Genomic DNA, 14490 nt, shown 5'->3' with positions numbered 1-14490 from the left:
CCAGCCCCGGCCTGAGCCGGGCGCGTACCCCCTACTCGACGTCCCACACCAGGCAGAAGGGCTTGCCGGCCGGATCGGCGTAGACCCGCCAGTTTTCCCCTTCACCCGGCAACCGGGTGGCGCCGAGGGCCAGGGTTGCCTCGTCCGCCGGCTCGACGTCGTCCACGACGACGTCGAGGTGGAACTGCTGCGGGTACGCGGGGTCCGGCCACCTCGGCGCCTGGTACGACGACACCTGCTGGAAGAGCACCGGATGCTCGCCGTCCGCGCCGATCATCGCCATGCCGTCGCCCTCGTACGTGATCGGCTTGCCGAGCAGCTCGGCGTAGAAGCCGCTCAGCTCCTTGGCGTCCGGGCAGTCGATCATGACGCCCATCAGCGTGGTCTTCGGATCGTCCGCGTTCAGGCACAGGTCGAACGGGTGCCCGGCCGGGTCGGCAAGCGTGTGCCAGCTCTCGTTCTTTCTGAGCAGGGTCGCGCCGAGCCCGACCGCCCGCGCTGTGCCCACCTCCAGGTCGGGCACCCGCAGGTCGAGGTGGGCCTGCTGCGGCCGGGCCGGATCGGGCCAGGTCGGCGGCACGTGGTCCGGGGCGGCCTGAAAGCCGATCCGCCAGCCGTCGTCGGTGGTCATCGTGATCCACTCGTCGTCGGCGTACCGCTGCGTCCATCCCGCGAGCCCGGCGTAGAACGCCGAGAGTCCGGCGATGTCCGGCGCGTCGAGCACGACCGTCTTGAGTCGGCCAATCATGGTGAGGTCACCCCTTTCGTGGCACCCCCTATCTTGCCCTGCGTCACCTGGCCGGCGGCGGTGCGGTGCTGCTTCGGACCGCGAGGGTGGTCGCGAGCTCGAGGCCGACCTGCGGCGTCTTCTCCCCGCGGCCGAGGGCGAGCGCGAGCTCGGTGGCCGCCACCGCCATCTCGGTCAGCGGCTGGTGGACGGTGGTCAGCGGCGGATCGACAAGGGCGGCGAGCGGCAGGTCGTCGAAGCCGACCACGCTCAGATCGGCCGGGATCCGCAGACCACGCTCGCGCGCGGCCTGGTACACGCCGAGGGCCTGCAGGTCGTTGCTGGCGAAGATCGCGGTCGGCCGCTGCGGGCGGTCGAGCAGCTCCAGCGCGGCGGCGCGGCCGGACCCGGTATTAAGGTCGGTACGCACGATGAGGTCGGTGTCGACGGGCAGGCCGGCCGCTTCCATGGCGGCGCGGTACCCGTCCAGCCGGGCGCGGCAGCACAGGACCCGGTCGGGACCGGCGATCATCGCGATGCGGCGGTGCCCCAGCTGGACCAGGTGGCGGGTGGCCGAGCGGCCTCCGGACCAGTTCGTCGCGCCGACGAAGGGAACGCCGTCGGGCAGCTCGACGGTCGGGTCGAAGACCACGAACGGGATGCCCCGCGCGCGCAGCTGGTCGCGCTGCTCGTCGGAGAGCTGCGCGACGGAGACGACGCAGTCCGGCCGGCGGGCGAGGGTGTCGTCGATCCAGTAGTGGATCGCGCTGCGCTGCGGGCCGAACTCGGTCAGCACCACGCCCACCCGCTGCTCCCGGGCCACCCGCTCCACACCCCGGATGATCTCGACGCCCCACATGTGCTCGAGCTGGTCGAAGACGAGCTCCATCATGTTGCTGCGGGTGGACGGCGGCGGCCGGCGGTACCCGTACCGGCTGATCAGCGCCTCGACCTTGGCGCGGGTGTCCGGAGAGACGCCGTTGCGCCCGTTGATGACCTTCGACACCGTCGGGATGGAGACGCCGGCGCTCTCGGCGATGTAGGCGATCGTCACGGGCCGGGCTGCGTCGCCGCGCGGGTCCTCCCGGTCGGCCACGACCTCACCCGACTCGGCATGTGACAACCTGGCTCCCCTCCCTACCGGCAGCGCGCCGCGTTCGTCGGGCAAGGATATCGGCTTCCGTCTCATCCGCGCCCGGCCGCGCGTCCCAGCGACCCGCCGCGGGCGTGCAGGGGTGAGCCAGCCCGGGCGGTCGCTCCTCGACCAGCACCCGGCTGGCCGGGAGCGCACCGACACCCAGCGCGGGTGCAGCTCTTCGTCGTCGAAGTCGTCCCGCGCCGGCGCGGCGGGTGCCGGCCGCGCGGGCCGCTGCAGCGCTGATCTTCGCCGTCGCCGCCCTGGTTTCCTCGTTCGGTCGCTGAGTTGGGCGCGCGCCGGCGGGCGTCGAGGAGCAGGTGCCTCCGTCGTCCTGACCGGGGGCCCTGCTCCTTCGTGGACCGTCAGGTGAGGGTGAAGCGCCAGCCCTCGTTGATGGTTGGCACGTGCGCGGTATGCCGTTCCGCGCCGCCTTCGCGGTAGGCGCAGGTCACCCGGTCCTGCATCATCGACACGACCTGGACATCCATCACGATGTCCAGGCTGCGCAGGCCGTACTCGCCGAGCATCGTGCGGCGCGGCGGTACCTCGGCGGTGGCGCCGACGCCAATCGTGGTGGTGTAGGAGACCGCGACCTGGATGCCGGTGGCCAGCGTGACGCTGAGCGCGATCGCCTCCGGGTTGGCGCGGCCGCCGTTGCCGGCGATGGTCAGCGCGATGCTGGAGGTCATGGTGACCATCCGCTGCTGGGTGGCGGTCCAGTTGCCGGTGATGGGCTGATCGGTGGGGTTCTCCACGAACCGGCCGTACGCCACGTCCAGGGTCGGCGTGGACGAGACGATCGTGTAACGCACGCCCGACTGGACGAACGGCGGCCCCTGGTTGAAGAACCACCAGTCGATGGGCCCGAGCTGCGAGCAGGGCACGTACACGATGCGCGGCGGCGGCCAGGGGATCGGACAGTTTCCGCACGTTCCCGGGTCGGCGCGGGCGGCGCCCGGCGTACCGGCGACGAGCGCTGCTGCGACGAGCAAGGCCAGCGACACGAGGACGCTGAGCCGCGCGCGCAGCGACGAGACTTGCTGCCTGAAATTCATGGCGGCAACGGTCGCACGGGCTCGGCGGCCTCCACATCGGAAGATCTCCTACGCGGCGTCCACGAAGGACCTTAGGCGGACCGGGGTAGGACCTTATCCGGTGAAGGCGACGGCCCGGATGGCCGGGTCGCGGACCAGCGCGAGCGACGCGTCCGGGCCGCCGTGGACGAGCCGGAAGGTGTCCGGGGTGAGGACGGTGGCGGCGATGCCGGCGAGCAGGTCGGCCGTTTCGGGCTGCGCGGGATGGGCCTTGACGACGACCGGGCAGCCGGCCGCCAGGGCGGACGCGGTGTCGCCGCCGAGCACGCCGAAGGTGAGCGGGAAGTTGGGCGCGGCGAACACCGCCACCGGGCCTATCGGCACCTGTACCCGGGTGATGTCGGCACCGTCCGGCGCGGCCCGTGGTGAGCGGATCAGCTGGCGGGCGCCGGCGGCGGCCTCGCCGAGCAGGCGCAGCTGGCCGGTGGTCCGGTCAAGCTCCGCGGCCAGCCGGGCCCCGGTGAGCCCGGTCTCGGCGGCCGTGACCTTGAGCACCGGGTCGCGCGCGGCGTCGAGGGCGTCGGCGACGTCGTGCAGGGCGTGGCTCACGTTCGCTCCAGTATCTTCGCGACCGCGCGCATGGCCTGCTGGCCCTGCGGTGGTGCGAGGCCGAGGTGGTAGAGGTTGATGCCGCTGGCTCCGGCGTCGACGAGCCGCAGGACGTGTTCGGGAAGGTCCGATGTGGAGGTTGGCGCGAGCGCGGTGACGTACGCGTGTACCGTGTCGCCGCGCTGGACCGCCGTCCGGACCGCGCGGACCGGTTCGGGCGAGACGGCCCACGCGTTGAGCAGCAGCCGGCCAGGCGTCGCCGCGGCGCGGCCGGGTGACGGGCCGGTGGCCCACCGATCGACGCTGGCGTGCAGGATCACGGGTGTGCCACCGAGTGCGGCGACGCACTGGGCACGCAACGTCTCCGCCGCGCGCAGCCGGCTGTCCACTATGGTCTCGGCGTCGTCGACCGGTGTTCCGGCTCGCACCCCTGCGCGCAGCTGCGCCACGATCCGCTCGGGGTCGGCGCCCGCCGCGTCCCAGCCGCGTCGGCAGGCGGGGCAGCAGCACACCGACAGCCAGCGCCGTGCCTGCTCGCTCCAGGCGCCGGCGGTCTTGTCGTGGTGGGCGGCGTGCACGACACCGAGCTGCCCGCACGCCTCCAGGGAGACCGCGGCCACCGGCACGTCGCGGATCGCCTCGGCGGCCAGCAGCGCCGCGTAGTCGCGGACCTCCTCCCAGGACGGGCAGAGCGCGTGGCGGTACGGGTCGCCGAAGCAGTTGACCACCGCGAGGTCCGGGTGCGCGGTGCCCAGCCGGCTGTTGTGGGTGAGCACCACCCACGCCGCGACCTCGATCCCGCGCACCGACAGCGCCGAGGCCGCCGCGCGGAACGGGTCCGGGCCGTCCATCCAGTCCGGCGCGAGTGGCCGCAGCCGCCGGCCGCGCCAGACGGACTCGCGCACCGGCCGGTAGAGCACCGCGTACCGGGCGTCGACAACCTGGTGGCGCGGGTGCAGCGGGGTCGCGGCGCGGACACTGTGGTACGCGGCGGCGAGGGTGACGAAGTCGAGGCCGAGGTCGGCGGCCCGGTCCGCGAACGCCGGGTCGCCGAGCACATCCCAGCAGTACGCGTGGCCGCTGAGGGTCACCACCGCGGGCGCAGCTTCCGGAACGCCGGATCGAAGGTGCGCATGTACGCGGTGTCGTCGCGGACCCGCACCCCGCAGCGCAGGTAGTTTTCGTGCAGGCGGGCCAGCGTGTCGCGGTCCAGCTCGACGCCGAGGCCCGGCCCGTCCGGCACCGCGACCGCTCCATCCACAATGGGCAGTGGCGCGGTGACGACGTCGAGCCCATCCTGCCAGGGGGTGTGCGTGTCCGCCGCGTACGTGAGGTTGGGCAGGGCGGCGCCGAGCTGGACCATGGCGGCGAGGCTGATCCCGAGGTGGCTGTTGGAGTGCATCGAGACGCCGACGCCCCACGTGTCGCAGATCCGGGCCAGGTCGGCCGAGGCGCGCAAGCCGCCCCAGTAGTGGTGGTCGGCGAGCACGACACCGACCGCGCCCTGGGTGAACGCGGGTCGGATGTCGGCGAAGCGGACGACGCACATGTTCGTGGCCAGCGGCATCGCCGCCTCCCGGGCGACCTCGGCCATGCCTTCGATGCCCGGAGTCGGGTCTTCGAGGTACTCCAGCAGCCCGGCCGTCGACGCGGCGACCGAGTGCGACGTGGCGACCGACCAGGCGCAGTTGGGGTCGAGCCGCAGCGGATGCTCCGGAAAGGCGGTGCGCAGCGCCTGGATCGCCTCGACCTCGGCCCCCGGTTCGAAGACGCCGCCCTTGAGTTTGATCGACCGGAACCCGTACCGGTCGACGAGCATCCGCGCCTGCGCCACGATCCCGTCCGGATCGAGCGCCGGGCCGAACGCGTCGGGCGGCGCCGAGGGGTGGCCGGCCCACTTGTAGAAGAGGTAGGCGGAGAACGCGACCGAGTCCCGGCAGCGCCCGCCCAGCAGCGCGTACACCGGCCTTCCGATCGACCGCGCCTGCAGGTCCAGGCAGGCGACCTCGAACGGCGCGAACACCTTCGCCACCGTGTCGGGCAGGCCGGTCAGCCCGTGCCGGTCGGCGGCGTCCTGCCCGGCCACCGCGACCGTCACCGTCCGGCGGATCGCGGTGAGATCGAACGGGTCGGCGCCGGCGAGCGCCACCGCGGCCTTACGTACAAGTTCGAGGTGCGGCGCGTCGCCGTAGGTCTCCCCCAGGCCGATGAGGCCGTCGCCGCAGGAGAGCTCGACGATCGTGCGCAGCGCCCACGGCTCGTGCACGCCCGCGGAGTTCAGCAGCGGCGGGTCGGGAAACGCGATCGGCGTGACCACCGCGTCGACGATCCTCATGCCGCCCTCCTCAGCCCGCGCAGCGCCGCGCGACCGGCCTCGATTGTCGCGGCGAGGCGTTCCACGTGCTCGGGTGTGGCGTCGACCAGCGGCGGCCGCACCGCGCCCACGTCCAGGCCTTCCAGCCGCGCGCCGGCCTTGACCAGGGCGACGGCGTAGCCGGGCACCAGGTCGCGCAGCGCCACGAACGGCAGGTAGAACGCCGCGAGCAGGGCCTGGGTGGCAGCGCTGTCGCCGGTCTCGACGGCCCGGTAGAAGGCGGTGGCGATGTCGGGCACGAAGCACAGCACGGCCGAGGAGTAGCTGTCGACGCCGATGGCCCGGTACGCCTGGACGGACAGCTCGGCGGTGGGCAGCCCGTTGAGGAAGCCGAACTCGGCGGCTCGCGGGTGCCCGCTGGCGCGGATCGCGGTGACCAGCTGCAGCATCGCGCTGACATCACCGCGGCCGTCCTTGATCCCGACCACGGTCGGCACGTCGAGCAGCGCCACGGCGGCGGCCGGGTCGAGCACGGCGTTTCCGCGCTGGTACACGGTGATCGGCAGGCCGGTCGCCTCCGCCACGAACCGGACGTGTTCGACGAGGCCGGCCGGCGTGGAGCTGACGAGGTACGGCGGGAGCAGCAGCAGGCCGTCGGCGCCGGCCTCGGCGGCCGCGGCGGCGAAGTCGCGCGCCAGTTGGGGCCCGCCGCCGGTACCGGCGAACACCGGGGCGCGGCCCGCGGCCACCCGCACGACCGTGCCGACCACGTCCCGGTACTCCTGCGTCGACAGGCTGGTGAACTCGCCGGTGCCGCAGGCCACGAACAGCCCGGACGGTCCCGCGGCCAGCTGCCGTTCGATGTGGTCGGCGAGCACGGCGAGGTTGACCTTGCCGTCCTCGGTGAACGGCGTCAGTGGAAACGACAGCAGGCCGTGGAGGCGCATGAGCGAATGTCCCTTCATCCCTTGACGGCGCCGGATGTGAGGCCCCGCATGAACTGGCGCTGGAAGCCAAGGAACGCGACGACCGACGGCAGCAGCGCGAGCAGCGCGGCGGCGAGCACCACGCCGACGCCGACCTGTTCGTCCGCGCGCAGGCTGCGCAGTGCCAGCGGGAGCGTGAACTGGGCCGAGTCCCGCGCGACGAGCAGCGGCAGCATGTACTGGTCCCAGATCATGTTGAAGCCGAAGATGCCGATCACGCCGAGCGCGGGACGGCACAGCGGCAGCACGACCGACCAGAAGATGCGCAGGTCCCCGGCGCCGTCGATGCGCGCGGCCTCCTCCAGCTCGATCGGGATCTCGCGCATGAACTCGGTCATCACCAGGATCGAGAACGCCCAGGCGCCGACCGGCACGATCATGCCGAACAGGCTGCCGATGAGGTTGACGTGTACGACCGGCACGTCGGCGAGGACCAGCGACAGCGGGATCGCGAGGATCTCCTCGGGCAGCATCATCGTCGACAGGATCAGCAGGAACACAAGTCGCATGCCTGGGAAGCGCTTGCGGGCCAGCGCGTACGCCGCGGAGATGCTCACCAGGATCTGCAGCAGCAGTCCCCCGCCGACGACTATGAAGGAGTTCAGCAGGTACTTCAGGACGTCCTGCTCGATCGCGGCGCGGAAGTTGTCGAGCGTGAGCCGCCGCGGGATGAGCGTGAAGCCGGTCGGGTCCTGCACCGCGCCGAACGCGCTGACCAGCAGTGCGAGCAGCGGTCCGGCGAAGACCAGCACCATCGCGGTGTACACGACGAACCGGACGATGCGGGCCGGTACGCCGGACAGGTCGGCGAAGCCGAGGGCGGTGTCGTGGCGCGACGCCTTCACCGGTCCGCCCTCCGGGCTCGGCCGTACTGGACCGCGAGGGTGAGCACCACTGTGGCCAGCAGCAGCACCACCGAACCGGCGGCGGCGACGCCGAGCTCGTTGCGTTCGAGGCCGAGCTTGTAGATGAGCGTCATGAGCACCTCGGTCGAGCCGTTGGGACCGCCGTTGGTGAGCAGGAAGACCTCGGTGAACACCCGCATGCCGCGGATCGCGGCGAGGGTGAGCAGGATGGCGAAGACCGGCCGCAGCGCGGGAAACGTCACGTGCCACAGGCGCCGCCAGCCGCTGGCCCCGTCGACCGACGCGGCCTCGTAGAGGGTCCGGTCGACGCCGGCGAGGCCCGCAATGAAGATCATCATGTCGTACGGCGCGCCGCGCCAGATGCCGACGGCCATGACCGACCACAGTGACGTGTCCTGCGAGTTGAGGAACTGCGAAGGCCCGAGCCCCACCCAGCCCAGGATGCTGTTGATCGTGCCGTCGGCCGCCGGGTAGTACAGGATGCGCCAGACCTCGGCGACGACGGCCATGGCGGCCACCGTCGGCAGAAACACCGCGGTGCGCACGAACCACAGGCTCTTGGCCTGGCCTTCGACGAGCAGCGCGAGGATCAGGCCGATGACGATCGAGCCGCCGGTCTGGCCGACGGCCAGCAGTACCGTGTGCCAGATCGCGGCCAGGAACGTGTCGTCGGTGACGACCTGCCGGTAGTTGTCGGCGCCGACCCAACGGTCGCCGAGGTACGGCCGCACCTCGTAGAGGCTCATCTCGATGGCGCGGGCCATCGGCACGAACTTGAAGAGCGTGAACAGGATCAGCGCCGGTGCCAGGAAGACCCAGGGAACGAGGCCGGCGCGCATCCGCACGCGCCGGGTGCCGGGCGGAGCCGGGGCAGGGGTGCGGCGCACCCCTGCCCGCGGCGGTGCGATGGCCGCCATCAGCCCGCCGCGTCCTGCTTGGTCAGCTCCTGCTGGAACGTCGAGGCCAGCTCGGTGAGCTCCCGCTTGGTGTCCGAGCCGCAGTCGGCGACGATGGCGTTGATCGTGTCGGATGACGCCTGCCGGAACGGGGTCCAGTCGGGCACGGTGGGGGTGTACCGACCGACGTCCTTGTAGACCTTGTCGAAGACCGCCCAGCGGGTGTCCTTGCGTACCGAGGCGAGCGTCACCTCGGAGTTGACCGGCAGCCGGACGATGTTGCCGTCGGTGTCGCCGGCCATGCCGAGGGTCTGTCCCTCGACGGAGATGGCGAACTCGGCGAACTTCTCCTGCCCGGCCTGGTTCTTCGAGCCGGCCATCAGGTAGATGTTCTCGCCCTCGGCCAGCGAGGCCGAGGTGCCGTCGGGACCGGGCGGGGCCGGCACGACCTCGTACTTGTCGGCGCCAAGGTTCTTGTCGAAGCGGGCCATGTTGTACGGCCCGGTGAAGTAGATGCCGGCCTTGCCGGTCTCGAAGACCGGGTGCGCCTGCGTGGTCTCCATCGTCACCGCGCCTGGCGCGACTGTCTTGGCCGCGCAGAACTGGGCCTTGAACCACTCGACCGCCGCGACCGACTTGTCGCTCGCGATCGCCGGGGTGAACTTGCCGTCCTTCTCGGTGAAGTAGTCGCCGCCGCCGGCCCACAGGAAGCTCGTGAAGTACCACGAGATGTAGCCGCGCTTGGTGGATCCGGGCACGACGTAGCCGTAGGTGTCGGCCTTGCCGTTGCCGTCCGGGTCCTTGGTGGTGAAGGCGGCCGCGAGCGCGTCCAGCTCGGCCCACGTCTTCGGCGCGGCGAGGCCCAGCTTGTCCCGCCAGTCCTTGCGGATGAACAGGGCGAACGACTGCGCGCTGTTGGGCACGCCGTAGAACTTGCCGTCGGCGCCCTTCGCGGCGTCCCAGGAGGCGGGGGTGAGCTTGTCGTGGCCCGCGATGGTGTTGCGGTCGACCTCGCGCACGAGGCCCTGCTTGACGAGCGAGCCGAGCTGCGCGGTGTCGTTGATGACCACGTCCGGCAGCTGCTTCTGCGCGGCGGCCTGCTGCAGCTTGGTTTCGAAGTCGTCGAACAGCGCGGTCACGTGGGTAGGTACACCGGATTTCGCGGTGAACGTCGCCGCGAGCTCCTTGGTGGTCTTCTCCGTGTTGGAGCCCGGGGGCTTGCGCACCCAGATCTCCAGCTGCGCGCCGGCGTCCTGATCCGCGGCGGGGTCCGCGTCCGCGCCGCAGGCGGCCAGCAGGCTCGCGAATGCGAGCAGGGCGACAAGTCCGAGCGTGGGGTGCCGTCCAGACACTTCCTTGCCTCCTGTCCATATATGTGGACGCTATCTCTGCATGTGAAGGCATGCACAGACAAGCTAACGTCCTGTAACATGGCCGTCAACACACTGGGGGCAGGGGATCGCACATGGCAGCCAGGCGCCGGGACTCCAATGAGGACCAGACCGGATCCGACACTTCGCTGGTCAAGTCCGCGGAGCGGACGGTCCGGATCCTCGAGGCACTCGCCGCGTCACCCACCCGGCTCACGATCGCCGAGCTGCAGGAGCGGATGGGGTATCCCCGATCCAGCCTGCACGCCCTGATCCGCACGCTGCGCGAGATGAAGTGGGTCGAGGCCGACACCAGCGGCTCGGCGTTCGGCGTCGGGCCGCACGCGCTGCTGTCCGGCACCGCTTACCTCGACCGCGACCCGGCCCTCCCCTTCGCCTACGCGACGCTGGAAGACCTGCGCGCCGAGCTGGGCCACACGATGCACTACGCGCGCCGCGACGACGCGCACGTGCTCTACCTGGCCAGCCGCGAGTCGCGCGGCGGCACGTCGGTCGTCTCACGCGTCGGCCGCCGCCTGCCGGCGCACGTGACCGCGCTCGGGCAGTGCCTGCTGTCCTGCCTGACCCAGGCCGAGGTCGAGGCCGTCCTGCCGGAGCGGCTCGACGCGCTGACCGTCAACACGATCACCGACAAGGACGAGCTCTACGCCGAGCTGGAGGCGGTCAGGGCGCGCGGCTGGGCGTTCGAGCGCGAGCAGGGCACCGAGGGCGTGGCCTGCATCGCCGTCCCGGTCGACTACCGCATCCCGGCCACCGACGCGATCAGCTGCTCGATGCCGGCCAAGCTCGCCGACGCCGACGAGGTCGACCGCATCGCCGACGCCCTGACCCGCCACACCGGCCTCCTGGCCGCGGCCCTGCGCCGCGCCGGCATCCGCTAGAGACCTTCGGCGCCAGGTGGGCGTTTCATAAGACCCAATTCGAAACAGATCCGGGCTACCGCGACGCCCGTCGTGGTCCAGACCGTTGCTCCCGCGGCCTCACCCTCCGCAGTGGGCGAGCTAAACCCGGGTCCCCAAGGAACCAGTGCGGTCCAGACCGTTTGTTCACCCCTGCCGTCACCCTCACTCTCCGCAGTCGCCCAGCTCATCCCAGGAGCCCGCTCCGGCAGATCTTGGCAAGTTGGCGTCGCGCGTCGAAATCGCGCGCTAACTCACCAAGATTCGAAGCTCGCACCGACCCCCACTTCACGATTTGCGGGAGCGGGGTTAGCTGGGCCACCGCGGAGGGTGAGGCCGCGGGAGCGACGGTCCGGACCACCGCGGGCGTCGCGGTAGCTCGCGTCTGCTAGGTCACGCAGCGCTGGCCGAGCGGGATCTCGCACCACGGGCCGCCGACGCGGCGCAGGGCCGGGTCGTGCGCGAAGTCGGGCGCGCCGTGCCGGGCGACGAGGTCGTCCAGAAAGCGCTCGGCGTCGTCCTGCGGGAAGTACCCGATCGCCTCGCCCTCGGCCAGTGAGCACCAGCGCCGGGTGTTGCGGCTGATCCCCCACACAAGCCGAAAGCCCGGATCCGGCGCCGACAGGCACGCCTCGACCAGCCGTGCGCCGTCGTCCGGCGACAGCCACATCGCCAGCCCTCGCAGCCCGGGCGGCACCGCGACCCACAGGCCGATGCGCAGGCACAACACGTGCATCCCGAACCGGTCCGCGTAGAGGCGCCCGGCCGCCTCGCCGGCCACCTTGCTCCAGCCGTACATCGTGTCGGGCCGGCCCGGGATGTCGGCCGGCACCTCGGTGCGGCCGGCGACCTCCTCGAACCCCACGGCGTGGTTTGACGACGCGAGCACGACCCGGCGCACGCCGGCCAGGCGGGCCCCCTCCAGCACGCAGAACGTGCCGTAGGCGTTGACCCGCAACACGTTTTCCACGGTGTCCTCTTTGGCCAGTCCACCCAGGTGGACGACGGCGTCGACGTCCTTGCACGCCAGGGTCATGGCCTCGAGGTCGTCGACGCTGGCCACGACGACCTCCTCCTCCTCCTGCCCCGCGTGCTCGACCGGCGCGGCCGTGCGCACGTCGAGCAGCCGCAGCGCACGGCCCGGTCGGGCCAGCCGCGCCCGCAGCAGCGCCGCCACCTTGCCCGCGCCACCGGTGATGAGAATGCGCTGCAACCCGCCTCCTCCTGTCCACATATGTGGATGCTAAATCTAATCACGGACGCCTATTGACGCGCTGGACGCCGTTCACTTTACTAGCGCATTACTGAGCTGTTAAGCCCGGAGGTTTCCGATGTTCCGAAGAGCCCTCGTCCTTCCCGCGGCTGCCCTGCTGCTCGCCTCGGCGAGCATCGTCTACCTGGCCCAGACCTCCAGCGCCCGGGCCGGCCCCGGAGCGCTCACCAACCTCAACCTGTCCGCCGCAAACCGGCGCCCGCCAGTCGCCGGGCTCTACGACTGGACGAAGGCCGGGTACCGCGGCGGCGCCGACCTGCCTGGCGCCGCCAGCATCAACCCGAACGCGGCGTGCCAGATCACGGCCGCCGAGCTCGACACGCAGTACGGCGTGCGCCCGAACGACGGCACGGACGACACCACCGGCATCCAGGCCGCGATCGACGCGATCAAGTCTGGCTGCAGCCCGTCGGCCTCGCACTCCAGGCTGAGCCTGCTGTCCCTGCCCGCCGGCACGCTCAACGTCACCCGCGAGATCCACGTCGACGCCGACTACCTGATCCTGCGCGGCACCGGCTCCGGCACCGGGACGGACGCCACGCGCCTCGTCTACCGGCCCGACGCGAACACCGCCTACGACACGCTCACCGCCGACGGCTCCGACTGGGACGAAGACGGGATGACTTCGGGACAGGGCAAGGGCGGCTGGCTGTGGCCCGGCCGCGGCATGTTCCGGGTCCAGTCCCGCGGCGTGCACTCCTCCTACGCCGGCGACCACGCGGCCGCGCCCGCCAACCGCAAGGACATCTTCGAGGGGACGGTGAACGTCCACTGGAAGGTCGGCGTCGCGCTGCGCGCCAAGCCCGGCGACACCGGGTTCGCCGCGCGTACCGGCGACCGCACGATCTACCTGGCGAGCTCCGGCTCGCTGGCCAACCTCGCCGCCGGCGCGCTGGTCAACGTCCGCGCTGCCAACACGGTCAGGTTCTACGCCGAGCAGGATGTCGCGCCGTCCGACGGGACACTGCTCAACCAGCACATGCGCCAGCAGATCCTCACGGTCACCGCCGTGGACGCCTCGGCCCGTACAGTCACCGTGGACAAGCCGCTGGAGTTCGACGTGCCCGTCGACTCCACATCGGACGGATCGCCCGCGATCGGCGGCGCCACGTACGCCTCGAAGGTCTCGCCGCTGGTGGACCCGGTCGTCGGCGTCGGCTTCGAAAACCTCTCCTTCACCCAGGACATGCCGGGCCTGAACCGGGCGGCGGCGAAGTACAACTACGGCAACATGGCACCCGCGTACCAGATGCACGGCATCGTCTTCAAATGGGCGGCCGACTCGTGGGTCAAGGGCGTGCGCGCCGAGATGACCGGCTCGCACCCGATCGTCACCGAGGAGGCGTACCGGCTGCAGATCGTCAACAACGAGCTGGACGGCTCGTGGAACAAGGGCAAGGGCGGCAACGGGTACTTCCGCGGCTCGCGCGTGTGGGACTCGCTCTACGCCGGCAACACCTCGCGCGACCTGCGCCACTTCACGTTCCAGTGGTCGGCGTCCGGCAACGTCGCCGTCGGCAACGACTTCGACTCCGACCTCAACCTGCACGGCGGTTGGGAGCGCAACAACCTGTTCGAGAACAACACCGTCACCGTGCCGTACGAACACCGCTCGGCCAGCTGCACGGCAAACTGCGGCGAGGAGGGCGGCGGCGGGGTCGACGCCTCGACCTGGTTTCCGATCTGGTGGGCGGCCGGGAAGAAGGCCGTGAAGTGGTCCGGCTCGTCCGGCCCGCGCAACGTCTTCTTCAACAACGCGATGACCAAGCAGGTGACCGCCGGCGCCGCCTTCACGGCCTACTACCCGGACCGCACGCGCGTTTACCAGTTCGGCTGGAACGGCAGCGGTTTCAAGCACCTGGACATCGGCGGCGTACCGATCGCCGACTGGGCCGCCAACGAGCGGCGCGACTACACCGGCGGGCACGGTGTGGACGCGACGAGGACCGACACCGCGCAGTCGCTGTTCCTGCGGTCCCTGAACGGATCCACCTCGCAACCGCCCACGTCCGCGCCACCCACGTCCGTGCCATCGACCTCGCAGCCGCCCGTGGGGTGCCTGCGCGCTACCTTCACCCGGACGTCCACGTGGTCCACCGGATACGGCGCCGACTACGTCATCACCAACAACTGCACGAGCGCGACGACCACGTGGAAAGTCGAGTTCGACCTGCCGGCGGGCACTACCGTGTCGAGTTCGTGGAGCTCGGTGCGCACCCGCGACGGCCAGCACTACACGTTCACAAACGCCACGTACAACGGCGACATCAACCCCGGTGCCTCGGAGGAATTCGGGTTCAACGCAAGCGGTACCGGACTCCCCCTCAACTGCCGTGTCAACGGCCTCCCCTGCTGAG

The 14490-nt window shown here is 71.2% G+C and carries 13 protein-coding genes; 2 read left to right on the top strand and 11 right to left on the bottom strand.

Annotated elements, in window-relative coordinates; all coding sequences use genetic code 11:
• Positions 1–31 precede the first annotated feature (31 nt).
• The 10 genes from Phou_RS26630 to Phou_RS26585 form a co-directional block, all read right to left on the bottom strand.
• Positions 32–748, bottom strand: coding sequence for a VOC family protein (locus Phou_RS26630; RefSeq protein WP_173060366.1), 717 nt, complete (start codon positions 746–748; stop codon positions 32–34).
• A gap of 43 nt (positions 749–791) precedes the next feature.
• On the bottom strand, positions 792–1850 hold the full coding sequence (locus Phou_RS26625) for a LacI family DNA-binding transcriptional regulator (protein WP_246273876.1): 1059 nt from the start codon (positions 1848–1850) through the stop codon (positions 792–794).
• Positions 1851–2227: 377 nt separating this feature from the next.
• Positions 2228–2920: a hypothetical protein gene (locus tag Phou_RS26620; protein ID WP_173060359.1), complete on the bottom strand. Its 693-nt coding sequence runs from the start codon at positions 2918–2920 to the stop codon at positions 2228–2230.
• Between the two features lie 93 nt (positions 2921–3013).
• Positions 3014–3508, bottom strand: a complete 495-nt coding sequence (locus Phou_RS26615; RefSeq protein ID WP_246273875.1) for an aldehyde dehydrogenase family protein — start codon at positions 3506–3508, stop codon at positions 3014–3016.
• Positions 3505–4602, bottom strand: coding sequence for an alpha-amylase family protein (locus Phou_RS26610; RefSeq protein WP_218579210.1), 1098 nt, complete (start codon positions 4600–4602; stop codon positions 3505–3507). Before Phou_RS26610 ends, Phou_RS26615 begins: the two co-directional genes overlap by 4 nt.
• Positions 4596–5843 (bottom strand): glucarate dehydratase family protein, encoded by a 1248-nt coding sequence (locus Phou_RS26605; protein ID WP_173060355.1) that lies wholly within the window; start codon positions 5841–5843, stop codon positions 4596–4598. The genes Phou_RS26610 and Phou_RS26605 overlap by 7 nt, the downstream gene beginning before the upstream one ends.
• Positions 5840–6787 carry a 5-dehydro-4-deoxyglucarate dehydratase gene (locus Phou_RS26600; protein ID WP_246273874.1) on the bottom strand — a complete coding sequence of 316 codons (948 nt, stop codon included), beginning with the start codon at positions 6785–6787 and terminating at the stop codon, positions 5840–5842. Before Phou_RS26600 ends, Phou_RS26605 begins: the two co-directional genes overlap by 4 nt.
• Positions 6784–7653: a carbohydrate ABC transporter permease gene (locus tag Phou_RS26595; protein WP_218579209.1), complete on the bottom strand. Its 870-nt coding sequence runs from the start codon at positions 7651–7653 to the stop codon at positions 6784–6786. Before Phou_RS26595 ends, Phou_RS26600 begins: the two co-directional genes overlap by 4 nt.
• Positions 7650–8591: a carbohydrate ABC transporter permease gene (locus Phou_RS26590; protein WP_173060352.1), complete on the bottom strand. Its 942-nt coding sequence runs from the start codon at positions 8589–8591 to the stop codon at positions 7650–7652. The genes Phou_RS26595 and Phou_RS26590 overlap by 4 nt, the downstream gene beginning before the upstream one ends.
• Complete coding sequence (locus tag Phou_RS26585) at positions 8591–9922, bottom strand: ABC transporter substrate-binding protein (RefSeq protein WP_173060349.1); 1332 nt, start codon at positions 9920–9922, stop codon at positions 8591–8593. Before Phou_RS26585 ends, Phou_RS26590 begins: the two co-directional genes overlap by 1 nt.
• A 113-nt stretch (positions 9923–10035) precedes the next feature.
• Here Phou_RS26585 and Phou_RS26580 point away from each other — a divergent pair, with 113 nt between their 5' ends.
• A complete protein-coding gene (locus Phou_RS26580) occupies positions 10036–10842 on the top strand; it encodes an IclR family transcriptional regulator (protein ID WP_173060346.1) in 807 nt (268 codons plus the stop codon).
• A 406-nt stretch (positions 10843–11248) separates the two neighbouring features.
• On the opposite strand, the gene Phou_RS26575 is transcribed toward Phou_RS26580, so the two are convergent.
• Complete coding sequence (locus Phou_RS26575; RefSeq protein WP_218579208.1) at positions 11249–12073, bottom strand: NAD-dependent epimerase/dehydratase family protein; 825 nt, start codon at positions 12071–12073, stop codon at positions 11249–11251.
• A gap of 118 nt (positions 12074–12191) precedes the next feature.
• Here Phou_RS26575 and Phou_RS26570 point away from each other — a divergent pair, with 118 nt between their 5' ends.
• Positions 12192–14489 (top strand): cellulose binding domain-containing protein, encoded by a 2298-nt coding sequence (locus Phou_RS26570; protein ID WP_173060340.1) that lies wholly within the window; start codon positions 12192–12194, stop codon positions 14487–14489.
• Position 14490 lies beyond the last annotated feature (1 nt).

This window comes from Phytohabitans houttuyneae (assembly GCF_011764425.1).
Lineage (GTDB): Bacteria > Actinomycetota > Actinomycetes > Mycobacteriales > Micromonosporaceae > Phytohabitans > Phytohabitans houttuyneae.
This window is presented reverse-complemented; position numbering and strand designations above follow the sequence as displayed.